20 protein-coding genes are annotated in these 22,597 nt (G+C 71.8%); 12 read left to right on the top strand and 8 right to left on the bottom strand.

What is annotated here, in order from left to right:
• Window positions 1-69 precede the first annotated feature (69 nt).
• The 5 genes from OHA21_RS05040 to OHA21_RS05020 all read left to right on the top strand — a co-directional run bounded on the left by OHA21_RS05040 (window position 70) and on the right by OHA21_RS05020 (window position 8,742).
• The gene (locus OHA21_RS05040; RefSeq protein WP_328470630.1) at window positions 70-990 is read left to right on the top strand and encodes an urea amidolyase associated protein UAAP1; all 921 of its coding nucleotides are present in this window, start codon (window positions 70-72) and stop codon (window positions 988-990) included.
• Entirely contained in the window at window positions 987-1,583 is a 597-nt protein-coding gene (locus tag OHA21_RS05035) for an urea amidolyase associated protein UAAP2 (protein ID WP_328470628.1), read from the top strand. Before OHA21_RS05040 ends, OHA21_RS05035 begins: the two co-directional genes overlap by 4 nt.
• Entirely contained in the window at window positions 1,576-5,142 is a 3,567-nt protein-coding gene (gene uca, locus OHA21_RS05030; protein ID WP_328470626.1) for an urea carboxylase, read from the top strand. Before OHA21_RS05035 ends, uca begins: the two co-directional genes overlap by 8 nt.
• The gene (atzF, locus tag OHA21_RS05025) at window positions 5,139-6,836 is read left to right on the top strand and encodes an allophanate hydrolase (protein WP_328470624.1); all 1,698 of its coding nucleotides are present in this window, start codon (window positions 5,139-5,141) and stop codon (window positions 6,834-6,836) included. The genes uca and atzF overlap by 4 nt, the downstream gene beginning before the upstream one ends.
• An 847-nt stretch (window positions 6,837-7,683) precedes the next feature.
• Entirely contained in the window at window positions 7,684-8,742 is a 1,059-nt protein-coding gene (locus tag OHA21_RS05020) for a hypothetical protein (RefSeq protein ID WP_328470622.1), read from the top strand.
• Window positions 8,743-8,862: 120 nt separating this feature from the next.
• Here OHA21_RS05020 and OHA21_RS05015 read toward each other — a convergent pair whose 3' ends face one another.
• Both OHA21_RS05015 and OHA21_RS05010 read right to left on the bottom strand, forming a co-directional pair.
• A complete protein-coding gene (locus OHA21_RS05015; RefSeq protein ID WP_328470620.1) occupies window positions 8,863-9,798 on the bottom strand; it encodes a hypothetical protein in 936 nt (311 codons plus the stop codon).
• Between the two features lie 310 nt (window positions 9,799-10,108).
• Window positions 10,109-11,224 (bottom strand): epoxide hydrolase family protein, encoded by a 1,116-nt coding sequence (locus OHA21_RS05010; protein WP_328470618.1) that lies wholly within the window; start codon window positions 11,222-11,224, stop codon window positions 10,109-10,111.
• 109 nt (window positions 11,225-11,333) lie between these two features.
• Between OHA21_RS05010 and OHA21_RS05005 the strand changes: the two genes are divergently transcribed.
• Window positions 11,334-11,951 carry a TetR/AcrR family transcriptional regulator gene (locus OHA21_RS05005; RefSeq protein ID WP_328470616.1) on the top strand — a complete coding sequence of 206 codons (618 nt, stop codon included), beginning with the start codon at window positions 11,334-11,336 and terminating at the stop codon, window positions 11,949-11,951.
• 195 nt (window positions 11,952-12,146) lie between these two features.
• Here OHA21_RS05005 and OHA21_RS05000 read toward each other — a convergent pair whose 3' ends face one another.
• Window positions 12,147-13,433, bottom strand: a complete 1,287-nt coding sequence (locus OHA21_RS05000) for a S8 family peptidase (protein WP_328470614.1) — start codon at window positions 13,431-13,433, stop codon at window positions 12,147-12,149.
• A gap of 136 nt (window positions 13,434-13,569) precedes the next feature.
• Between OHA21_RS05000 and OHA21_RS04995 the strand changes: the two genes are divergently transcribed.
• On the top strand, window positions 13,570-16,191 hold the full coding sequence (locus OHA21_RS04995; RefSeq protein ID WP_328470612.1) for a CHAT domain-containing protein: 2,622 nt from the start codon (window positions 13,570-13,572) through the stop codon (window positions 16,189-16,191).
• Here OHA21_RS04995 and OHA21_RS04990 read toward each other — a convergent pair.
• Both OHA21_RS04990 and OHA21_RS04985 read right to left on the bottom strand, forming a co-directional pair.
• Complete coding sequence (locus OHA21_RS04990) at window positions 16,169-16,621, bottom strand: hypothetical protein (protein ID WP_328470610.1); 453 nt, start codon at window positions 16,619-16,621, stop codon at window positions 16,169-16,171. The genes OHA21_RS04995 and OHA21_RS04990 overlap by 23 nt on opposite strands.
• Window positions 16,599-17,195 carry an RNA polymerase sigma factor gene (locus OHA21_RS04985; protein ID WP_328470608.1) on the bottom strand — a complete coding sequence of 199 codons (597 nt, stop codon included), beginning with the start codon at window positions 17,193-17,195 and terminating at the stop codon, window positions 16,599-16,601. The genes OHA21_RS04990 and OHA21_RS04985 overlap by 23 nt, the downstream gene beginning before the upstream one ends.
• Window positions 17,196-17,365: 170 nt before the next feature.
• Between OHA21_RS04985 and OHA21_RS04980 the strand changes: the two genes are divergently transcribed.
• The 4 genes from OHA21_RS04980 (at window position 17,366) to OHA21_RS04965 (ending at window position 20,139) form a co-directional block, all read left to right on the top strand.
• Window positions 17,366-18,580: a hypothetical protein gene (locus tag OHA21_RS04980; RefSeq protein ID WP_328470606.1), complete on the top strand. Its 1,215-nt coding sequence runs from the start codon at window positions 17,366-17,368 to the stop codon at window positions 18,578-18,580.
• Window positions 18,580-18,786 carry a hypothetical protein gene (locus OHA21_RS04975; protein ID WP_328470604.1) on the top strand — a complete coding sequence of 69 codons (207 nt, stop codon included), beginning with the start codon at window positions 18,580-18,582 and terminating at the stop codon, window positions 18,784-18,786. Before OHA21_RS04980 ends, OHA21_RS04975 begins: the two co-directional genes overlap by 1 nt.
• Before the next feature lie 139 nt (window positions 18,787-18,925).
• Window positions 18,926-19,417, top strand: a complete 492-nt coding sequence (locus OHA21_RS04970) for a SigE family RNA polymerase sigma factor (RefSeq protein ID WP_328470602.1) — start codon at window positions 18,926-18,928, stop codon at window positions 19,415-19,417.
• Window positions 19,414-20,139, top strand: coding sequence for a hypothetical protein (locus tag OHA21_RS04965; protein ID WP_328470599.1), 726 nt, complete (start codon window positions 19,414-19,416; stop codon window positions 20,137-20,139). Before OHA21_RS04970 ends, OHA21_RS04965 begins: the two co-directional genes overlap by 4 nt.
• Window positions 20,140-20,283: 144 nt before the next feature.
• Here OHA21_RS04965 and OHA21_RS04960 read toward each other — a convergent pair whose 3' ends face one another.
• Window positions 20,284-20,874 carry a hypothetical protein gene (locus OHA21_RS04960; protein ID WP_328470597.1) on the bottom strand — a complete coding sequence of 197 codons (591 nt, stop codon included), beginning with the start codon at window positions 20,872-20,874 and terminating at the stop codon, window positions 20,284-20,286.
• A gap of 372 nt (window positions 20,875-21,246) precedes the next feature.
• Here OHA21_RS04960 and OHA21_RS04955 point away from each other — a divergent pair, with 372 nt between their 5' ends.
• A complete protein-coding gene (locus OHA21_RS04955) occupies window positions 21,247-21,498 on the top strand; it encodes a hypothetical protein (protein ID WP_328470595.1) in 252 nt (83 codons plus the stop codon).
• A 79-nt stretch (window positions 21,499-21,577) separates the two neighbouring features.
• Here OHA21_RS04955 and OHA21_RS04950 read toward each other — a convergent pair whose 3' ends face one another.
• Window positions 21,578-22,036, bottom strand: coding sequence for a hypothetical protein (locus OHA21_RS04950; RefSeq protein WP_328470593.1), 459 nt, complete (start codon window positions 22,034-22,036; stop codon window positions 21,578-21,580).
• Entirely contained in the window at window positions 22,033-22,554 is a 522-nt protein-coding gene (locus tag OHA21_RS04945) for an RNA polymerase sigma factor (RefSeq protein ID WP_328470591.1), read from the bottom strand. The genes OHA21_RS04950 and OHA21_RS04945 overlap by 4 nt, the downstream gene beginning before the upstream one ends.
• Window positions 22,555-22,597 lie beyond the last annotated feature (43 nt).

The raw sequence follows: 22,597 nt of genomic DNA, 5'->3' as shown, positions 1-22,597 counted from the left end.
AACGGAAACGCGCGCGAGAGCCATAGCCGATTGACTTTCGGTCAATCGACAGAAATTGAGGTGGTGCTCGTGTCGCCCGACCAGCCGCAGCCGACAGCCACCACGGCCGGCGCCCGCACCCAGGAGACGGCCGCGCCGACAACCGGCGCCGGCACTCAGGAAGCGGCCGCACAGCCGACGGCCACCACGGCCGGCGCCCGCGCGCATGCCCGCGCCCAGGAGGCGGCCGCCTCGAACGGCGGCTTCCCGGACCGGCCGACGGTGCCGGCTGCCGCGGCCGACGTGCCCGGCGAGGTCGTCTGGGCCGAGCAGGTGGCCCCCGGCGGCTACGCGCATCGGGTGCTCGCGGCCGGCACCGCGATCCAGCTGACCGATCTGGAGGGTGACGCCTGCGCGTCGCTGCTGCTCTACCACGCGGACATGCCGTGGGAACGGCTCAACGTGGCCGACACCGTCAAGGTGCAGTGGCAGGTCTACACCGCCGCCGGGCAGCTGCTGCTCAGCGACCAGGCCCGAGTCCTGGCCACGGTCACCGGTGACACGTCGGGCCGGCACGACACCATGTACGGCACGTCGGCGCAGGCCCGCAACGAGCAGCGGTACGGCGACGGCTCCCCCGAGGGCCCCTCCCCCGCCGGCCGGGAACTGTTCATCCTCGGCGCTTCCAAACACGGTTTGGGCCGCCGCGATGTGCCGCCGTCGATCTCCTTCTTCCAGGGCGTGCGGATCGACGCCGACGGGCGACCGGAGTGGCTCGGCTCGGCGGGACCCGGTGCGACGGTCACGCTCCGCACCGAACTGCCGGTGATCGTGCTGGTCGCCAACGCCGCGCACCCGCTCGACCCGCGTCCCGCGTACACCTCATCTTCTTTGCGGATCACGGCCTGGCGCGACCGGGTGACCGCGCCCACCGACGACCTCTGGAATGCGACGCCCGAAGGGCGGCGTGCCTTCGAGAACACCGCCGACTACCGCAAGGGACGGGCATGAGCAGAGAGACGGTACGGCCGCGGGCGCCCTGGTCGCGAATTCTCACCCGCGGCCAGACCTTGACCATCGTGGACCTGGACGGGAATCAGGCCGTCGACTTCCTCGCCTACGACGCGGCCGACACCAGCCGTGCCTACAGCGCGCAGGCCACCCTGCAGGCGCAAGAGACGATCTTCCTGACCACCGGCAGCGTGCTGCGCGACAACGAGTACGACCCGCTGCTCACCGTGATCGCGGACCAGGTGGGCCGGCACGACACGCTCGGCGGCGCCTGCTCGAAGGAGTCGAACACGCTGCGGTACGGGCATCACACCTACGCCCAGCACGCGTGCGTGGAGAACTTCATGCGCGAGCTGTCCCGCTACGGCATGGGCAAACGCGATCACGTCTCGAACGTCAACTGGTTCATGAACGTCCCGGTCGACCCGGACGGCGCGCTCGGCATCGTGGACGGCATCTCCGCGCCCGGCCTGTCGCTGAGCCTGCGCGCCGAGAAGGACGTCCTGGTCGTCGTCTCCAACTGCCCGCAGATCAACAACCCGTGCAACGGTTTCGACCCGAGCCGCGCCGAGATGGTGGTGTCCGGTGGCTGAGCCGCGCACCCTGCTCGTCGCCAACCGCGGCGAGATCGCCTGCCGCATCCTGCGGACCGCTCGTGAGCTGGGGTTTCGTACCGTCGCGGTGTTCTCCGACGCGGACCGCGGCGCGGCGCACGTGCGGCTGGCCGACGAGGCGGTCCGGCTCGGCCCGACCGCGCCGGCCGAGAGTTACCTGAACGTCGACGCCGTTCTGCGGGCCGCGGCGGCCACCGGCGCGGGGTTCGTGCATCCGGGCTACGGCTTCCTCTCCGAGGACGCGGGTTTCGCGACCCGGGTCGAGGCGGCCGGGCTGGCGTTCGTCGGGCCGACGCCTGATCAGTTGCGGACGTTCGGCGACAAGCACACCGCGCGCCGGGCCGCGGTCGCCGCCGGAGTGCCGGTCTTTCCCGGCACCGGCCTGCTCGCCGACGCCGGGGACGCGGTCGCGCAGGTCGCGGCGATCGGCTACCCGGTCATGCTGAAGGCGACCGGCGGGGGCGGCGGCATCGGCATGACGGTCTGCCGCGACCCGCAGGAGCTGCGGGCCGGGTTCGAGAAGGTCACCCGGCTGGCCACGGCCAGTTTCGGCAGTGGCGGCGTCTTCGCCGAACGGTACGTGGAACGCGCCCGGCACATCGAGGTGCAGATCTTCGGCGACGGGACCGGCGGGGTCGTCTCGCTCGGCGACCGGGACTGCTCACTGCAACGCCGCAACCAGAAGGTCCTGGAGGAGGCGCCGGCGCCCGCACTGCCCGACGCCGTCCGTTCCCGTCTGCACGCCGCCGCGCGTGATCTCGCCGCGTCCGTCCGGTACCGCTCGGCCGGCACGGTCGAGTTCATCTACGACCCGGTTCGCGAGGAGGCCTCGTTCCTCGAGGTCAACGCGCGGCTGCAGGTCGAGCACCCGGTCACCGAGGCGGTCACCGGCGTCGACCTGGTCGGCTGGATGCTGCGGCTGGCCGGCGGCGAGAACGGTCTGCTGGCGTCCTATCTCGGGGACGGTGTCGTGCCGGTCAGCGGGCACGCGGTCGAGGCCCGGGTGTACGCCGAGGACCCGGCCGCCGGTTTCCGGCCCAGTGCCGGCACCCTGACCAGGGTGGAACTGCCGGGCGGCGAGGGCGTCCGGGTGGACGGGTGGGCGGCCACCGGCACCGAGGTCAGCACCGCGTACGACCCGCTGCTGGCCAAGGTGATCGCGAGCGGGCCGGACCGCGCGACGGCCATCTCCTGCCTGCATCTCGCGTTGACCGGGACCCGCTTCGACGGCATCGAGGTGAACCTCGGACTGCTGCGAGCGGTCGGAACGCTGCCGGACTTCCTCGGCGCGGTCCACTCGACGGCCACGCTCGCTGACGTCGGGGATCCGGAGCCGCGGATCACCGTGGGCCGGCCCGGTCTGATGACCACGGTTCAGGACGCTGCCGGGCGGCTCGGACTGTGGCAGGTCGGGGTGCCGCCGAGCGGCGCCATGGACGACCGGTCGCTGCGGCTGGCGAATCTGGCGCTCGGCAACGACGAGAACGCGGCCGGCCTGGAGTGCACGGCGGGCGGGCCGCAGCTGACGTTCACCCATCCCACGCTGGTCTGCGTGACTGGGGCGCCGGCGACCGTCACCGTCGACGGCTCACCCGTTCCGATGTGGGAGCCGGTGCCGATTCCCGCCGGGGGCACCCTCGACGTGGGTGAGGCTACGGCCGGGCTGCGGACCTATGTGGCGCTGGCCGGCGGGCTGGACGTGCCGGAATATCTGGGCAGCACGGCCACCTTCACGCTCGGGCAGTTCGGCGGGCACGGCGGCCGTGCCCTGCGGCCCGGCGACGTGCTGCGAACCGCGTCGGCCACCGGCACACCCGCCGGGCCGGTCGCCCTGGATCTGCGGCCGGCCTTCGGCGAGCACTGGGATCTGGCCGTCACCGAAGGGCCGCACGGCGCACCCGAGTTCTTCACCCGCGACGACATCGAGCAGCTGTTCGCCACCAAGTACGCGGTGCACTTCAACTCGGCCCGCACCGGCGTACGCCTGACCGGCCCGAAACCCGCCTGGGCCCGCACCGACGGCGGCGAGGCGGGACTGCACCCGTCGAACATCCACGACACGGCGTACTCGATCGGCGCCCTCGACTTCACCGGCGACACCCCGATCCTGCTCGGGCCGGACGGGCCCAGCCTCGGCGGATTCGTCTGCCCGGTGACCGTGGTCAGCGGCGAACGCTGGAAACTCGGCCAGCTGCGGCCCGGCGACACCGTCTCGTTCCGGCCGGTCCGGGCGGTCGACGCGCCGTCGCCGCGGCGGCTCGCCTTGCCGGGGTATCCGGACCGGTCCGGGGACGGCGACGACGGGGTGCTGCTCCGGCTCGACGGCGATCCGGCGGTCACCTACCGGCGGGGTGGGGATGACAACCTGCTGATCGAGTACGGCGACATCGTGCTGGATCTGGCCCTGCGCGCCCGGGTGCACGCGCTGCACACGGCCGTGGCGTCGCTGGAACTGCCGGGCGTCGTGGACCTCACCCCCGGGATCCGGTCGTTGCAGGTGCACGTGGATCCGGACGTGTTGCCCGTACCCAAGCTTCTTGCACTTCTGGTGGAGCTGGAAGCGACGCTGCCGGCCGCGACCGACCTGGTGGTGCCGAGCCGGCGCGTGCGGCTGCCGCTGAGCTGGGACGACCCGGCGACCCGGCTCGCGATCGAGCGCTACATGGCCGGGGTCCGCGACGACGCGCCCTGGTGCCCGTGGAACATCGAGTTCATCCGCCGGGTCAACGGCCTCGACTCCGTCGACGACGTGTACCGCACCGTTTTCGACGCGGACTACCTGGTCCTCGGCCTCGGCGACGTCTACCTGGGTGCGCCGGTCGCCACCCCGCTCGACCCGCGGCACCGGCTGGTCACCACGAAATACAACCCGGCCCGCACCTGGACCGCGGAGAACTCGGTCGGCATCGGCGGCGCCTACCTGTGCATCTACGGGATGGAAGGGCCGGGCGGCTACCAGTTCGTCGGGCGCACCACCCAGGTGTGGAGCCACCACCGGGAAACCCCGTGGCTGCTGCGGTTCTTCGACCGGATCAGCTGGTACCCGGTGACCGCCGAGGAATTGCTCGACCTGCGCGCCGACATGGCCGCCGGGCGCGGCACCGTCGACATCACCGACGACACGTTCTCGCTGGCGGAGCACGCGCGGTTCCTCGAGGAGAACGCCGAGTCGATCGCGGCGTTCCGGGAACGGCAGGGCGCCGCATTCGCCGCCGAGCGGGACGCGTGGCAGGCGGCCGGCGAATTCGACCGGGCCGAGGCGGTCGCGCTCACCGGCGGACCGGAACCGGCCGAGGTCGCGGTGCCTGCCGGTGGCTCGCGGGTCGACGCGCCGTTCGTGTCCAACGTCTGGAAGGTCGAGGTCGAGGTGGGCGAACACGTGCAAGAGGGGCAGACGCTGGTGGTGCTGGAAGCCATGAAGATGGAGGCCGCGGTCACCGCACCGGCGGCCGGCGTGGTCAGCGCGCTGATCGCACGCCCCGGAACGCAGGTGGCGCCCGGGGACGCGCTGGTCGTGCTGGGGCCGGTGGCCGCATGAGCGTGTGGATCGCGAAGCGCGACCCCGCGGAGGTCGCGGCCGAGCTCGGCGCCGCCACCGGGCCGCTGGCCGGGCTGCGGCTCGCGGTCAAGGGCAACGTCGACGTGGCCGGGTTCCCGACCACGGCCGGATGTCCGGCGTACGCCACGGAACCTGCCGCAACCGACGCCGTCGCCGTGGCCCGGCTCAAAGCCGCAGGCGCCACCGTGGTCGGGGTGACCAACCTGGACCAGTTCGCCACCGGGCTGGTCGGGCAGCGCAGCCCGTACGGTGGGGTGCGCGACGCGCGCCGCCCCGACTACGTCTCCGGCGGCTCCAGCTCGGGATCGGCGGTGGCGGTCGCGCTCGGTCTCGCTGACATCGCGATCGGCACGGACACTGCCGGGTCCGGTCGGGTGCCGGCCGCCTTCCAGGGGATCGTCGGGATCAAACCGACGCTCGGCACGGTCTCCACCGACGGCGTGGTGCCGGCCTGCCGGTCCTGGGACGCGGTCACGATCTTCGCCCGCGACCTGGACACCGCGGACACGGCGATGGCGGCGATGGCCGGCGGGCCGGGCACCCGCGCGTGGCCGGCCGATGCGCCGCTCGCCGCGCCCTACGCGGCTCGGGTCGCCGTTCCGGCCTCGCTGCCGGCCATGGCGCCGGGCTGGGCTGCCGCCTTCGCTGCCGCCGCCGACCGGCTCCGGGCCGACGGCTGCACGGTCTCACCCGTCCCGTTCGACGCGTTCCTGGCCGCCGCGAAGCTGCTCTACGAGGGCGCGCTGGTGGCGGAACGGCACGCGGCGGTGGGCGACTTCGTGGATGCCCACCGCGACCTGGTCGACCCGACGGTGGGCGCGATCATTGCTGCGGCCGGTGCGGTGCGCGCGACCGACATGGTGCGTGACCTGCAGCGGTTGGCTTCGCTGAAGGCCGAGGCGCTGGGGCTGTTGGAAGGGTTCGACGCGTTGCTCGTGCCGACGGCGCCCTGCCATCCGACGATCGCCGAGGTTGCGGCCGCACCGATCGCGGTCAACTCGCGGGTCGGCACGTACACCAATTTCTGCAACCTCTTCGACCTGTGCGCGGTCGCGGTGCCTTCGGGCTCGGTCGACGGCGCGCAGTTCGGCGTCACCGTGCTGGCCCGGCCGTTCCACGACGCGGTCGCCCTCGACCTGGCCCGGCGGGTGCACCTGGCCCCCGACCCGGTCGCCGCTGTAGATGCCGCGCTCCCCCGGATTGCCACTGCGGAAGCTGCGGTCCCCCGGATCGCCACTGCGGAGGCCGCGCCCGCGCTGCCCCGGCCGGAGCTGCCCTGGCCCGCACATGCCGGCGCGACCGCGGTGCCGCTTCTGGTCGTGGGCGCGCATCTGCGCGGCCAGCCACTCGAGCACGAGCTGGTCACGCGCGGTGCGCGGTGGGCCGGCCCAGTCAAAACCGCAGCGGCGTACGCGCTACGCGCGCTGACCACGACACCACCGAAACCCGGCCTGGTCCGCACCGGCGCCGGCGGTTCCCCCATCGAAGGCGAGTTGTGGCTGCTCCCGGTCGCGGCACTGGGCTCGTTCCTGGCCGCGCTGCCCGCCCCGATGAACCTGGGCCCGGTCGAACTCGACGACGGCCGCTGGGTGACCGGCTTCGGCTGCGCCGCCGACGCCACCGGCACCGACATCACCGGCTACGGCGGCTGGCGGTCCTGGCTGACCGCCTGATCCGGCCCGGGCGGCACCCTATCGCCGCGCAGGCTGAGCCGTGTCGTTCCCCGCGGCCACCGACATGCCCCTCGCAGGGCTGCGCCCAGAAATCCAGCTGGGTCTGAGGGCTGTTTCCGACCCGCCGAAACAGCCCTCAGCGCCAGCCACCACAATCCGGCTGGCGCTCACGGCTGCCTCCAGCCCAGCGAAACAGCCCTCAGACCCAGCCACTACAATCCGGCTGGCGCTCACGGCTGCCTCCAGCCCAGCGAAACAGCCCTCAGAACCAGCCACCACAATCCGGCTGGCTGGCGCTCACGGCTGCCTCCAGCCCAGCGAAACAGCCCTCAGAACCAGCTACCACGGTCCGGCTGGCGCTCACGGCTGTCTCCCGCGCTGCGAAGCGGCGCTCGGCGTCAGCTGGACCGGCGCATCAGCCCGGGCGCGGGCTGGGGCTTGAGACTTGCGGGCTGCCGCTCACGCCTGCCTCCCGTGCTGCGAAGCGGCGTTTCGCGGCAGCTGGACCGGTGCATCAGCCCGGCACGGGCGGTGGGGCCTGGGGAGGGCCGCGGGCTGGCGCTCACGGCTGCCTCCCGCGCTGCGAAGCGGCGTTCCGCGGCAGCTGGGCCGGCGCATCAGCCCGGCGCGGGCGGTGGGCTTGGGGAGGCCGCGGGCTGGCGCTCACGGCTGCTTCCCGGGCAGGGAGGGGGCGCTTGGTGGCAGCGGGACCGGCGCATCAGCCCGGCGCGGGCGCTGGGGCCTGGGGTGGCTGCCGGCTGGCTTCGTGCGGCGGGACGGGGTAGGTGGGGTTGGGGACGGGGATGCTCGTACCGGGAATGTCGCACTGAAGGGTTAGTGTGCTGGCATGCCGGTGGGGGCGGCGCTGGCCGCGATTTTGCTTGCGGCCGGGTCGGTGCCGGCTGCGGCCGGCGCGCCGGAGCCGGTGTGCCGGATCGAGGATGACCGGCTGGTGGAGATTTCCGGGCTCGTGACCGACGGCAGCGGCTATGTGGTGGTCAACGATGGCGCGGATGATCCGGATGGGCGGCGGATCTTCTTCCTGAACCGGCGGTGTGGGGTCAGCCGCACTGTGGGTTATCCGTCGCGGCCGCGCGACACCGAGGATCTGGCGCGTGGGCCGGACGGCACGCTGTGGGTGGGCGACATCGGCGACAACGGGCGCAACCGGGAGACGATCGCGTTGTGGCGGCTGGCGCCAGGGGGCCGGGCGCCGAAGATCTACCGGATGGCTTATCCGGACGGGCCGCATGATGCGGAGGCGTTGCTGGTTTCGGGGGACGGTACGCCGGTGGTGGTCACCAAGGATCCGATGACGGCTGGGGTTTATGTTCCGGCGGTGGCGCTCAAGGCGGGGAAGACTACGCCGCTGCGCAAGGTCGGGGATGTCGCGGTTCCGTTGACGGCGACCAGCAATCCGTTCGGGCTGCCGGGGCGGGTGGTGATTACCGGCGGGGCTACCAGTCCGGATGGTGGTCGCGTGGTGTTGCGGACCTATGCGGATGCGTTCGAGTTCGATGTGAGCGGTGGGGATGTGGTGCGGGCTATCACCGAAGGGAAACCTCGGGAGATTGCTCTGCCGGATGAGCCGCAGGGGGAAGCTATCGCCTACAGCCGGGATGGGACGGCATTGCTGACGGTTTCGGAAGGTAGGGATGCGCAGTTGTTGCGGTATCCGTTGGCTGGTGTGACGCCGGTTCCGGCGGGGTCGCCGTCGGCTGCCGCGCCCTCGTCGTCGACGCCGTCGCTGCCTTCGGCCTCCGCGCCTGAACAGCAGGCGGTCGAACCGGTTGCGGCATCCGGTAGCCCGGGACTTCCGGTGGGCGCGCTGGTGGCGGGTGTCGCTCTTGCTGGTGCGGCTGGGGTGCTCGCGCTCGTCATGCTTCGGCGCCGCCGCCTCCGCTGAGCCGGCCCGTTGCTCTGCTGCGCCGCCTCGGCTGAGCCGGCGCATTGTTCGGCTTTGGACTCGGCTGGCTCTCAGGGCTGTTTCTACGGCTTGGGAACGACCCTCAGGGCCAGCCGGGGTTCAACGGGCGCAGCCTTCGCACGGCGGGCGGGTGCGCAGGTGGTAGTCGGTTGCGGCGGCGAGCAGGCCGGCTCCGAGGACGCAATAGGCCGACATCGCCACCCAGAGAAAAGCCGCCGGGTAGTCACTGACCGAACCGCTCGCCTGCTGGACCATTCCCATGCCGAAGTAGGCCACGATGCCCGCGCCGAGGCCGAAGCCGGGGATCAGCAACAGCAGGCGCGGGATGGTACGGCCGGCGAGCAGCGGCACCCAGCCGGGCCAGATCCGGCCCCACCGGTGCACCAGCGCAAGCGGCAACAGCACCCCGGCCAGCAGCATTCCGACCTCCAGGCCGATGATCGACGGGCTCTGGGTGAGCCCGTCGAAGCCCACCACGGCCTGCGCCGCGAACCGGATGGCCAGGCCGGCAACAGCGGCGTACGCGGCACCCCATGCCCACCACGCAGGATGAGTCTGTGTCCGTCCCGGCTGCCCGGTCCGGCAGCAGGACGGGCAGTCGCCGCGGGTGCGCCGCTGGTAGCGAGCGGTGGCCAGCCCGAGCAGCACGGCGCCGGTGACACACCCGATCCGGCTGGCGAAGGCGACCGGGTCGAAGTACGGACCGACCACGAAGAGCAGGAAGCCCACGAGTTCGGGCAGCAGGATTCCGGCCGCCGCGACCAGCGCACCGGCGACGGCCCAGGCCGAGCCGGCGAGCGCTGGTCGCCACGTGGCCGCTCGGTCCATGGCGATGGCGAGGACGCCGGCCAGCGCGCACAGCACGACGGAACCCCAGCCGGGAAAGCCGAGCAGGTCCGATCCGAACGGCGCGAAGTCCGGTGCGTCGCCGACCGTCCAGGCCAGACGTACGCCCCCGTACGCCACGGCCCAGCCGAGCGCGACGTACGTCAGACCCCGGCCGGCTTCACGGGAGATCAATACCGAAACAGCCATACCCCGATCGTCGCGGCGCCCGGGCGCGGACGGCTCCCGCCGGCGGGGGTTCGCTCTCCCCCGAGCGAGGGACTCACCGACGAGAAGGCAGGGCCTGCCGGCGAAGGAAGACCGGTGCCGCCGAGCAGCCGGCCGCCGATGGAGGAAAAGCCGACGCCGACGAGATCGGCCGGCGGAGGAAAGCCGGTTCCGGCGAGCAGGCCGGACCGCCGACCGAGGAAGTCCCATCCCGCCGAGCAGGCCGGACCGGCAAACGGAGGAAGGCCGACGCCGATGAGTCGGCCCGGCCTTGATCCGGTGGTGCGCTGCTTCAGATGGCCTGGAAGAAGGCGCGGACGTCGTCGGCGAAGAGTTTGGGCTCCTCGGCGGAGAGGAAGTTGCCGCCGGCCGGCAGCTCGGTCCAGTGGGTCACCGGGGCCTCGCGCTCGGCGAAGCGGCGCACGGTGACGTCGGTGACGCCGAGGGCGACGCCGAGCGGGACCTGCGATTTCGGCTTCGGCGTCCACGCGTTCGGGTCGTGGGTCATCTCCCAGTACAGGTTGGCGGAGGAGCCGGCCGTGCCGGTGAACCAGTACAGACTGACGTTGGCGAGCAGCAGATCCCGGCCGACCGCGTCCTCGGGGAGCTCGGCGGACGGGTCGGTCCACTCCTTGTACTTCTCCACGATCCAGGCGAGCTGGCCGACCGGTGAGTCGTGCAGGCCGAAAGCGAGGGTCTGCGGCCGGGTGGACTGGATGACGTTGAAGCCCATCTTGTCGTCGCGGAACTCCTGCAGCCGGCGCAGCCGGTCCTGCTCGGCCTCGGTGAGGTCGGCGAAGTCGGCCGGGTCGTCGGACGGGAACGTGATGTGCCCGTTGACGTGCACACCGATCACCTTGTCAGGGGCCTGACGGCCCATCTCCACGACGGTCGCGGCGCCACCACCGGTGCCCTGTACGCCATACCGCTCATACCCCAACCGCGCCATGACCTCGTGAAAAGTGGCAGCGATCTTGGGCGCGGCCCAGCCCGGCCCGGTCAGCGGACCGGAGTAGCCGACCCCCGGGGTGCTGATCAGCACGAGGTGGAAATCCTCCCGCAGCGCCTCGACGACCGGCAGGTAGAGGACGAACGAACCGGGCCAGTCGTGGGAGATCAGCAGCGGAACCGCGTCGGGGTTGGTGGAACGGACGTGCGCGAAGTGCAGCGTCTGCCCGTCGACCTCGGTGAGGAACTGCGGCAACTCGTTGAGCCGCGCCTCGACAGCGCGCCAGTCGAACCCGTTCGCCCAGTAGTCGGCCAGGCCGCGCAGGTAGTCCACCGGGACGCCGCGCTGCCAGCCCTGGCCCGGGATCTCCGGGGTCCAGCGGGTGCGGCTCAGCCGGTCGCGGAGGTCGTCGAGGTCGGCCTGGGAGATCTCGATGCGGAAGGGGCGGATCTCGGTCATTGCCAGCTCCTAGATACCTAACGGAACGGAATGCTTCGTTCCGTTCAAGCGTAGCACCGTGCGAGACGGAACGGAATACTTCATTCCGTTCCGGTGTAGGGTGGTGTTCATGACTGGCACCACGGCTGGCCGGGCCCGGCAGGCGGCCCGCAACAACGTGACGATCCTGGCCGCCGCGCGCGACGTCTTCCTGGAGGACAAGCGCGCCCCGATCTCGGCCGTCGCCGAGCGGGCCGATGTCGGGATCAGCGCTCTCTACCGGCGGTATGCCGGCAAGGACGAGCTGCTGCGCACCCTGTGCCACGAGGGTCTGCGCACCTTCATCGAGCAGGCCGAGCGGGCCGGCGCAGAGCCGGACGACTGGGCCGCCTTCGAGACGTTCATGGTCGGCGTCGTCGAGGCGGACGTGCATTCGCTCACCGTGCATCTGGCCGGCACGTTCACGCCGACCGAGGAGATGAGAGCCGACGCCGTCCGCGCCAATGAGCTGGCGGTCGCCCTGTTCGAGCGGGTCCGCCCCCAGATGCGTGCCGAGGCGGTCCCGGCCGACATCACGATGATGCTGGAGATGTGCGCCGCCGTGCGGATCCCCGATCAGGCGCGCACCGCGCAGCTGCGCCGCCGCTACCTGGCCGTGCTGCTGGACGGCCTGCGCGCCGGCGGCCCACTGCCCGAACCACCGCCGACCATCCCCGAGATCAACTGGCGCTGGTCCACCCCCACCTGATCATCACGCCGCCAGGGCGCCGGGCCGAAGGAGACAGCGGCGGGTTGAGGGAGAGTGCGGCGGGTTGAAGGAGAGTGCGGCGGGCCCAAGGAGAGTGCGGCGGGCCCAAGGGGAGAGCGCCGGGCCCAAGGGGAGAGCGCCGGACCGAAGGAGAGGGCGCCGGGCTCAAGGAGAGGGCGCCGGGTTGAAGGAGAGTCAGCGCCGCCGGACCCAGGACGGCCAGCCCAGAGTGTCCGGCTCGATCAGCAACGGTTCCTCCGCCCGCCGGTTCTCCCCGGCCGCCTCCTCCGCCTGCCGCACGATCCATTCATAGGCCTGCCAGGCCGAAGCCCGCCCCGGCACAGTCCGCGCCGCGATAGCCCCGCTGATCGCCGCCGCCGCGAAGGACGTGCCGCTCCACCGGGCGAAGCCGTTGAAGCCGCGCTCACGCCGCGCCCCGTCCGGCTCGTCCCACACCCGCACGGTGCCGTCCAGATAGGTGCTCTCCACGTCCTCCCCCGGCGCCAGCGCATCGATCCAGGCCCCGACCGGTGTGAACGAAGCCGGCTCCCCATCACCGCGAGCACTGGACGCCCCCACCGCGACCACATCGTTGAGCGCCGCCGGCCACGCCACCTTGCGTTCCTGCCCGTCATCGAGGAACCCGTGGTTGCCGGCCGCCGCGACCACGACGATGTCCGGGTCGAGCCGGTCGATCGCCGTCGACAGCACCAGCGGCGGCATCCCGTCGTCGGTGTAGCTGACGAACGACAGGTTCAGCACGTCCAGCCCTTCACGGCCGAGCTGCACGATGCGAACCGCCGCCTCCCACGAGTCGGCGACACCGGAGTCATCAAGCAGGGCGGTCACCGACAGCGTCGCGCCGGGCGCCTGCCGCAGAACCAGGCCGGCGATGAAGGTCGCATGTCCGGCTTCGGCCGGCAGCCCACCCGCGTACGGCAGCCCGTTCTCCTGCTCCCCGATCCACGCGCCCGCTAGGTAGTCGTGGCGGCGCAGAGCGGTGTCGACGATGCCGACCCGCGCGCCCCGCCCGGGCGTGGTGGCCCGCGCCTTCGCCCACCCCGGCTCGTCCACCTTGCGGGGTGCACCGCCGCCACCGTGCGAGACCTCGCCCGCTCCGCTGACGCCGGCCCGCGGGTTGCGCATCCCGGGCACCCGGCCGACCGCACGGTTCTTACCCATGGTCGGCGTCCACCCGCCGTTGAGCGTCGCGAACCCGGCCCGCAGGTCGATCAGCACACGATCGAGGGCCGGTGTGGACGTGGCGGCCGGTTCCGCCCCGGGGCGAACCTGGCTGTACCAGTCCGCGACGTGCTCGGCGACCGAGCGTGGGTCGCGCAGCGTGATCCGGGCCAGGCCCAGGTCAGCGTTGCGATCCGCCATCTCGACCATCCGCCCGGCGCCGGCTTCCTGCAGCACACCGAGGATCAGTTTCTCGTGCGGCAGGGCCACCACCAGGTCGACCGGCTCTTCCGTCTTCATGAGCGCACCTCCGTCGGGCCGCCCCTCACGCTATCGACATCGATCGACATCGCCAGCGTAGAGTCCGCTCTGCGACACCCCGAAGCCGATCTATGATTGCCCCCTCACCTAGGAGGCGGGCATCGAGGCAAGCCCCGTGGAGGCTCTGCGCCTGGCCACGATCGACCCGGCCCGGGCCCGTGTGCTGGCGGTCCGTGCCGAGAGCGCGGCGCGGCGGGCCGGTGACCGGGCCGGTGAGAGCGTTTCCCTGCGGGCGCTGGGTGTGGCGGCCATGCAGTTGCGTGATCTCGACGAGGCGGTGCGCCAGTTGCGCCGCTCGGTGGCCGCCGCCCGCCGGGCCGGTTCCGCGCAGCTGATCGGTGAGGCGCGGATGAGTCTCGCGTCGGCGCTGGCGCTGCGCGGCCTGCCGGCCCGGGCGATCCGCGAGATCGAGGCCGCCCGCCGCGAGCTGGACGGCGTCTCGGCCGCTCGCGCGCTGGTCCAGCGGTCGGCGATCCTGCTGGAGATGGGCCGCCACGACGAGGCCTTGGAGAGCCTGCGGCCGGCCTTGCCGGCGTTGCGGCGCGCCGGGGACGCACAGTGGGAGACCCGGGCGCTGAGCAACCGCGGGTTGCTGCATCTGGCCCGGCGCAGCTTCGCCGCGGCCGAGCAGGACCTGGTGGCGGCGCTGCGGCTGTGCGCGGAGCACGGTTTGGAACTGCCTCGGGCGTACGCGGAGCAGAACCTCGGTTGTGTCAAGGCCTACCGGGGTGAGGTGCCCGCCGCGCTCGAGCATTTCGACCGCGCCGAGCAGCACTATCACCGGCAGGGCATGGAGGTCGGCTCCCTGCTGGTAGACCGCGCGTCACTGCTGCTGTCGGTCCGCCTGGTCGACGAGGCCCGCGCCACCGCCGAGGCGGCCGTCAACGCGTACCGGAAACAGAAAAGAATGCACCTGCCCGAAGCACGGCTGCTGCTCTCCACGGTCGCGCTGGTGCAGGGCGACCTGGAGATCGCCGAGTCGGCGGCGGCGCAGGCGGCCCGCGAGTTCGCCCGGCTCGGCCGGCGCAACTGGGTCGCGCTGGCCCGCGACGCCCGGCTGCAGGCGCTCGCCCGGCAACATCCCGACCGGGTCACCCCCGCACAGGTGCGCCGGTCCGCCGAGGCGTTGTCGCAGGCCGGCTGGACAGTGCAGGCGCTCGCGGCGCGCGTACTCGCTGGGCGGTTGTCTCTTGATCGTGGCCGGCTGGCGCAGGCGCGCAAAGATCTCGCGCTGGCGGGCCGGGCCCGCACGGCCGGTCCGGCCGATTCGCGGGCGCGGGCGTGGCTGGCCGAGGCGATGCTGCGCCGGGCGGACGGCAATCGGTACGGCGCGCGCCGGGCCCTGGCAGCCGGTCTGCGGATCGTCGAGGAGCACCAGGCGACCCTCGGCGCGACCGAGTTGCGGGCGCACATGTCCGCGCATCGCGGCGCGCTGGCCCGGCTCGGCGTGCGGATCGCCCTGGAGGACGGTGACCCGCACGGCGTCTACTCCTGGTCGGAACGCGGTCGCGCGATCGCCACGCTGCTGCATCCGCTGCGCCCGCCCGCCGATCCGGAGTTGGCCGGGCACCTCGCCGACCTGCGCGCCACGGTGACCGAGTTGGAGGAACGCCGTGGTAGCGGGCAGCCGACGACCGCCCTGCTGCACCGCCAGATCACCCTGGAACGGCAGATCCGCGACCGGTGGCGTACGTTCACCGGCTCCGGCGGCGCCCCGACCGGACCGCCCTCGATCGCCCAGCTCGCCGCCCACCTCGGCGACGCCGCGCTGGTCGAGTACGTGCTGCTGGACGACGTGCTGCACGCCGTCACCGTGGTGGACGGCCACGCCCGGCTGCACACCCTCGGCCCACTGACCGCGGTGCTGCACAACCTGACCCACCTGCCGTTCGCGCTGCACCGCCTCGCCGACGCCCGGACCGTCCCGGCGAACGCCGCGGCCGCCCGCCTGGTCCTGGAACGCGCCGGGCGGGTCTTCGACGAACTGCTGCTCCGCCCGCTCGGCGCCGTCGTCGGCGACCGGCCGCTCGTCGTCGTGCCGACCGGGGCGCTGCAGTCGCTGCCCTGGTCGATCCTGCCGTCGTGCGCCGGCCGGCCGGTCACGGTCACACCGTCGGCGACGCTCTGGTACCAGTCGGCGCGCCGGCCGGCCGTCGACCCGGCCGGCGCCGTGGTGGTCGTCGCCGGGCCGGGGCTGCCCGGGGCGCGTACCGAGGCGGACGCGGTGGCCGCCCTCTACGACGCGCCGCTGCTGCTCACCAACGGCGCCGCCGACGCCGCGCACGTCACCGCGGCGATGCGCGGCGCCACCATGGCGCACGTCGCCGCGCACGGGCAACCGCGCTCGGACAACCCGCAGTTCTCGTCGCTGCGGCTGGCCGACGGGCCGTTCACCGTCTACGACCTGGAGATGCTCAGCGAGGCGCCGCGGCACGTGGTCCTCGCCGCCTGCGACACCGGCCGCTCGCACGTCGTCGGCGAGGAGGTCCTCGGGCTCACGTCGGCGCTGCTCAGCCAGGGCACCGAGACGCTCGTGGCGCCGGTGGTGCCGGTTCCGGACGGTGAGACGGCGCCGCTGATGCACGCGTACCACTCGCGGTTGCGCTCCGGGAACTCACCGGCCGAGGCGCTCGCGGCGGCTCAGCAGCGCAGCCGCACCGAAGGTGGGCTGCAGCTGGCCGCCGCAGCCGGCTTCGTGTGTCTCGGGGCCGGCCTCAGAGCCGGATCCAGTCGGTGACCACATCGGCTGTCGGGGATCGCCAGCGCAACCGGAACGCCTCCGGTGGCACCGCCGGCATCGAGAAGCAGCCCAGCTCGTCGGTCTGCAGCCAGGTCGCGTCGCCGCCGGCCAGCAGCACCCCGATCTCGCCCTCCTGAGCCGGGACGACCTGGCCCACCACCAGGCCGGCGTTGCGCTCCACCTGCACGGTCACCGACGAGCAGGCGAACATGACGGTACGGTGCAGCTCGCCGCGGACGGTCAGCTCCTCGTCGAGCAGTGAGTCGTGGATCAGCGTGGCGAACTCGAGTTCCTCGTCCACCCCGTACCAGGCGAAGGCGCCCTCACCGAGCGTCGCGATGCGCTCCTGTCCCGCTGCCGCTCCGCGCAGCGCCGAGGCGAGGTCGCGCAACAGTAGTTCGTCGTCATCCCAGGGTCGCGATACCACCGCGGCCACTCCTCTCGCCGTTCGCGTGTTCCAGGCACTCCCGCAGGCGGCGCAACGCACGGGCGCGGGTCGGCCCGATGCTGCCCACCGGTACGCCGAGCCGCCGACTGATCTCCGTGTACGGGATCGGCGGGTCGGCGGTCAGCAACAGCAACAACTCCCGGTGCCGGTCGGACAACTCGGCGAACGCGGCCAGCAACCGCTGATGGCGCTCGCCGTCGAGCAGCGCCTGATCCGGCTCGGCCGCCTCCCCGACGTGCAGGGTCTCCCCGTCGAGGGTCGGGTCGACCGGCCGCAGCCGCTTGCCCGCCTTCAGGACACGCACGCACTCGTTGCGCGAGATCGTGATCAGCCACATCGGCAGTGCCCGCGGCTCGCGCAGATCCCGCAGGTGCTCGACGAGACGCAGCCACACGGTCTGCGCCACGTCCTCGGCGTCCGCCCCGTACAGCCGGTGTCTCACGATCACCGAGCCGACGAGCGGCGCATATCTCTCGACGAGGGCCTTCCATGCGCCCGCGTCCCCCTCTCCGGCCGCGGCCACCAGCGCGGTCACTGTGGACGTGTCCACCATGCTGGACCTCCTCACGACGAGGGCCGTCGATCTGCGGATGCCTCCACAGGGTTATTGATACTCGGCGACCGTGCCGGATTCCGGTGCAGAGCTGTCGGGGAGCCGACGTATCACCGCGACCGTTGCGGGGCTCTGTCATGTGTTCGAACCCGAGGAAGGGTCAACCGAAGATGCGCATCTTGACCGGCGTCAACATGGCGTCGAAGGAGCTCGTCCTGGTGCACGGCCACAGCGACCGGCTGGTCCGGGTGCCGCTGGCGGGCATCAGCGGCTGGGAGCCCGCCGCGCCCCGGCACGCCTGGATCACCGCAGACGAGCGCACCGTCTACCTTGCGACAGATGCCGTTCCGCCGTACCGGGCCTCGATCGTGGCGCTGCGCCTGCGCTCGGTCGACTGGGACGCGGGGACCGCCGATCTGCGGCTGCTGCAGATCCTGCCGCTCGACCCCGCCGGAACCCCGTCCGACATGCCACACCTGGCCCAGGTGGATCCGCGCCAGCCGATCCCGGCCTGGTCGCGGCCGTTCCACACCCAGACCAACGGGCCCACCTTCCTGCCGCAGGCGCCGTTCACGTACGTCACGCACTGCACCGACGACCGGGTGCGCGGATTCCGGATCGGCGACGACGGCACCCTGACGCCGACCCGGGTCTACGCGGACCGGAGGCTGACCCGGCAGACGCACGGCATCGACTTCAACCCGTCCGGGACGCTCGGGCTCGGCGTCGGCTACGACTACGACCTGCGCGAGGTCCGGGTGTTCCGGCCGGACCGGCACACCGGCCAGGTCCGGGTCACCCAGGCCGTCGAGCTGGGCACGGCTGAGCGGTACGGGTCTTTCGCGCACGCCGCGACGTGGCTTGATGATCGGTACGCGTACGTCGGCGCCATGCAATCCGGACCGACCTCGCGCACCCTGCCCGGCGCCCGGATCGTCGGCCCCAGCATCTGGCTGATCGACACCGTCGAGAACACCGCCACCCTCGTCGTCGCACCGACGAGCCTGGTCGAGGGCGCCGGGATGTTCCGCTGCCCGTCCGACGTCGCGATCGCCAACAGCAAGCTGTACGTGGCCGAGGAGGACTCCTGGACCGGCAGCCCGTGCCGCCCCGGCGACGGCTTCCTCTCCGTCTGGGACCTCGACGACCCCGGCAAACCGCACTTCATCAAGCGGTTCCGCCCGGACGTCGAACTGCCCGCCGACTTCCGCGACGCGCACACCACGACCGCCACCGCCGACGAGGAGTCGGTGTTCGTCTCCAGCTTCACCAGCGACCACCTGATCCGGATCGACACCGGCACCGACAAGGTGGCGAAGGTGTTCTCCGCTTCTGACGGGCTGGCCCGCTTCCACGGCGAGTTCGCCGCCGGGCGCAACCGCTGATGGCCGACAACCCCGCCGACGAGCTGGTCATTCGGCATCACGACGACCGGATCACCCGGTACCGCGACGTGCGCTACTGCCTGTGGTCCGGCGGCGTGACCATCTACCGGCACGGCGCCGAGATCGCCCGGCACACCGACGTGGCCGGCGTGCAGGCGTTGACACTTCTCTCAACCTTGGGACCCTCTACCGCGTGCAGGCGTTGACACTTCTCTCAACCTTGGGGCCCTCTACCGCGGGCAGCGTTGATACTTCTCTCAGCCTTGGGACCCTCTACCGCGGGCAGGCGTTGATACTTCTCTCAACCTTGGGACCCTCTACCGCGTTCAGGTGAGGGAGGCGGGATTGAACGAGAACGAATTCACGGCGTTCGCGGTGGCGAGCGGACCGCGGCTGATGCGGTTCGGCGTGCTGCTCTGCGGCGACCGCGCGCAGGCCGAAGACCTGGTCCAGGAAGCCTTGGCCCGGATCTACGTCCGCTGGTCGCGGATCGGCGCCGACCGCCCGGAGGCCTACGCGCGCCGCATCATGGTCAACTTGCAGACCAGCTGGTGGCGTTCCCCGTGGTCGGCCCGCCGCGCCGCGGTCGTGCCCGACGTGGAAGCCGCCGACGAGCTCAGCGGCGTCCACGACCGGCATCTGGTCCTCGCCGCGCTCCGGCAGCTCCCGGCCCGCATGCGCGCCGTCGTCGTGCTGCGCTACTGGCTCGGCCTGAGCGAACAGGAGACCGCCGACGAACTCGGCGTCTCCCCCGGCTCGGTGAAAAGCCAGGCCTCCCGCGGTCTCGCCCGCCTCCGCGACCTGCTGTCCGACCAGTCCCCGGAGCGTGTCCGATGACCGAAGACGAGCTCACCACCCTGCTCGACCGGGCAGCCGGCCCCGGCGACCTCCCGCCCGGCTTCACCGCCCGCGCCACATCCCGCGGCCGCCGCCGACGCTCCCGCCACCGCGCCACCGCCGCGGTGGTTGCCGCGGTCACCGCCCTCACATTCTTCCTTTCGGTACGTTCGGTACCCGACGAGCCCGCACCCACCGCCTCCCCCCTGCTCTCCCGCTTCACCGCCCAGGTCCCCCGCCTCGCCGACGTCCTGTTCGCCGAGTCGCTGGCCGGCTACGACGTGGTCCTGCTACGCGAACAGCCCGGCCAGGTCGACGCCGCCACCGGAAGCCGCGCAGCCTCGGTGTGGCTCAGCAACGGGGGCCCGTTCCGCGAACTGAGCAACTACATCGCCTACGGCACCAGCTGCTACGAGGGCGACTTCGTCTGCGTGAGCATGCGCCCGGAAACCGGCTTCTTCACCGCCCTCACCACCCCATCCGGCCTGGTGTTAGCGGTCGTGATGCTCCCACCGGGCAGCACCCTGACCGGCTTCGACTTCCGAACCGGCTCCCGCCTGGCCGCTGCGGGCCCCTTGACCCGCTTGGACCTGGCCAGCCCGACCGCAGCCTGGGAGCTGCGCCCGGCGGTCCAGACCCCTGACGGCCGCGAATACCACCTCCCCATCCCAGTGGGTGGCGTAGTCCACGCCGACCCGTTCACCCTGCGAAGCTCTCCCTGATCGGCCGCACCCCGTCGTATAGAATTTGCCGGCGCCGGAAAGCATTTCCGCCATTTCGGTGGGCCGACACCCGCTTCGCCAGATGTCACGAAGACGGCAATAAGAAATCATCATTAAGTTCGAAGGAATTGCTGCATCGCGCGACTATAATCGAAGGAGGCCCGAGACCGGATCAATCCAACCGCTGCCTGCCGGCCCTTGCCCGCCTCCCCCTTTCCGGCGGGCTCCGATTCCGCGCGAATCGGCTCGCTCTTCGAGACCTGCCGCCGATTTCCTGCGCTCTCGGATCGACCCTCGCCGGAGCAAGGTTGCGAGGCTTCCGGCGCGCCCACGGCGAGGGCCCACCGAACCGACTGCCACCAGGGTGCCCGCCCGTCCGATCACCGCGACCACGCTCCGCGTCAGAACAGTCGCCACCACGATGCTCGGCACCCGATCGATCACCGCCACCGGACTCCGCACCGGACCGACCACTGCCACCAGGTTCCGCGCGGGACCAACCACTGCCACCAGGCTCCGCACCGGACCGACCGCCGCCGCCACCAGGCTCCGCGCAGGACCGATCGTCACCAGGATGCTCGACACCCAACCGATCGGGGTCGCCAGGATCTGTGCCGCATCGGCCGCCCTCGCCGGCTCTGCTACCAGCGAATCCCGCATCGCCAATACCGGCACCAGCCAGTTCAGCACCGCCGGGTACAGCACCGCCGGGTACAGCACCGCCGGGTACAGCACCGCCGGCGCCCTCACGAGCGGGCCTGGGCGACGAAGCCATGGCGCCCTCGCTGCACAGAGGCGTTGTCCGCGGGCCACGGCTCGCCCCGCGCGCCCGCCGCAAGCGATCGGCGTGGCGGCGGCGCAGCCCCCACGCACGATGGCGCTCATGCTCGCGACGGAATTCTTCACCGGCCGCTGAATAGTTGCGCGAGGCGGTCCGGTCGCGCATTTCGGCCAATTTCGCCGCGGTGAAGAACTGCATCTGACCCATACAGATATTATCCCTCATCGGCCACGCCGAACGCATCCCCTAATTCGTATTGATCATGCCAGAATTGAAGCAGCCTCCGACCTCTTTGCCGCCCATCACCGACGGGAAGGAAAACGTTATTGGCCGCCAAGATCTTCGCTGCGGCAAGCCCGGGAGTCGGCAAGCAGACGTCAACAAAGGCCGCGCCGGCAATCCGCCAGCCGACGCAGACCGGATCCAAGGCAACACCAGCAAGCCGCCAGCCGACGCAGACCGGATCCAAGGCAACACCAGCAAGCCGCCAGCCGACGCAGACCGGATCCAAGGCAACACCAGCAAGCCGCGAACCGACGCAGACCGGATCCAAGGCTGCGCCCGGCAAGCCGAACTAGAGGAAGGACAAAAGACGTGAACGTCGTAATAAGGAATGGAGCCGGAGCCGCGAGGGGATCCGCTGGCGCCGGGCTGGGATTACTGGCTGATGGCTGCCTCCAGCGCCAACAGCTCGGACCGCCGGGCCCGGGCGCGGCGGAGCGTCAGGATCGCGAGGGCCACGCAGACCAGGGCGGCCGCCGCGACGGTGAAGGCCGGCGCGCTTGGGCGCATCGCGGCGACGATGAGGGCGACCACTGCGGTGAGAGCGCTGAAGACGGTCGCGAGCCAGCCGCCGATCACCCGATCCCGGGCGAACAACGGCATTCGGGTCAGCGCCCAGGCTGCGTACCCGGCCCAGGTCATGTTGATCAAGGTCAGCGCGGCGAAGGCGGCGTGTGTGCGGGCCGGCAGCGGGCCGGGTTCAGTGAGCCAGAGTTGCAGCAGGAGCACGGTTCCGGCTGTGGCGGCCAGGCCGGCGGTGAAAAGGACGACTCGGCGGCGTAGCGACATGGTGCGCAGTACGGCGTCGGCGGGGTATCCGGGGCGGTCGGTCATGACGGGGAACCCTTCTCGGTGAGGCGGTCGCGCAGCATTCGGCGGGCCCGGAACAGCCGGGACTTCACGGTGCCGGGTGGCACGCCGAGGATCTCCGCGCAGTCGAGCAACGTCAGATCCTGGAGGTGGAAGAGTTCGAGGACTTCCCGTTCGAGGGGTGGCAGCAGGGCCAGGCCGGCGTCGATGCGGGTGCGGTCGAGCATCGCGTCGAGGTCGTCCCGCTCGTCGGGTGGTTCCGTGTCGAGGGGTTCGGGTGCGGCGTAGCGCAACCGCAGATGGTCCATGACCGCACGCCGGGCGATGACGAACAGCCACGCCGCGAACCGTTCCGGTTGCCGGAGCCGGGGCAGCCCGGCCAGGGCGGCGACCCAGGCCTGCTGCGTGACGTCGTCAGCTGCGGGGCCGACCATGCGGTGCACATACCGCCAGAGCCGTTCGTGCCAGTGCTCCACCAGCCGGGTCAGCGCTCGCCGGTCGCCGAGTTGGGCCCGAATCACGAGCAGGGCCACCTGATCCACTTCCACACCATGGCAGTCGCGGCGGGAGGCAGAAAGGTTCAGC

The organism is Actinoplanes sp. NBC_00393 (assembly GCF_036053395.1).
GTDB lineage: Bacteria > Actinomycetota > Actinomycetes > Mycobacteriales > Micromonosporaceae > Actinoplanes.
The sequence above is the reverse complement of the archived record's forward strand: the minus strand, read 5'-3'. Positions and strand labels throughout refer to the sequence as shown.

Excerpts from the sequence above, each read along its gene's own strand:
- OHA21_RS05035 (WP_328470628.1), top strand. The coding sequence starts at position 987 with ATGAGCAGAGAGACGGTACGGCCGCGGGCGCCCTGGTCGCGAATTCTC.
- atzF (WP_328470624.1), top strand. The coding sequence starts at position 5,139 with ATGAGCGTGTGGATCGCGAAGCGCGACCCCGCGGAGGTCGCGGCCGAG.
- OHA21_RS05020 (WP_328470622.1), top strand. The coding sequence starts at position 7,684 with ATGCCGGTGGGGGCGGCGCTGGCCGCGATTTTGCTTGCGGCCGGGTCG.
- OHA21_RS05015 (WP_328470620.1), bottom strand. The coding sequence starts at position 9,798 with ATGGCTGTTTCGGTATTGATCTCCCGTGAAGCCGGCCGGGGTCTGACG.
- OHA21_RS05010 (WP_328470618.1), bottom strand. The coding sequence starts at position 11,224 with ATGACCGAGATCCGCCCCTTCCGCATCGAGATCTCCCAGGCCGACCTC.
- OHA21_RS05005 (WP_328470616.1), top strand. The coding sequence starts at position 11,334 with ATGACTGGCACCACGGCTGGCCGGGCCCGGCAGGCGGCCCGCAACAAC.
- OHA21_RS05000 (WP_328470614.1), bottom strand. The coding sequence starts at position 13,433 with ATGAAGACGGAAGAGCCGGTCGACCTGGTGGTGGCCCTGCCGCACGAG.
- OHA21_RS04985 (WP_328470608.1), bottom strand. The coding sequence starts at position 17,195 with ATGGTGGACACGTCCACAGTGACCGCGCTGGTGGCCGCGGCCGGAGAG.
- OHA21_RS04980 (WP_328470606.1), top strand. The coding sequence starts at position 17,366 with ATGCGCATCTTGACCGGCGTCAACATGGCGTCGAAGGAGCTCGTCCTG.
- OHA21_RS04975 (WP_328470604.1), top strand. The coding sequence starts at position 18,580 with ATGGCCGACAACCCCGCCGACGAGCTGGTCATTCGGCATCACGACGAC.
- OHA21_RS04965 (WP_328470599.1), top strand. The coding sequence starts at position 19,414 with ATGACCGAAGACGAGCTCACCACCCTGCTCGACCGGGCAGCCGGCCCC.
- OHA21_RS04950 (WP_328470593.1), bottom strand. The coding sequence starts at position 22,036 with ATGACCGACCGCCCCGGATACCCCGCCGACGCCGTACTGCGCACCATG.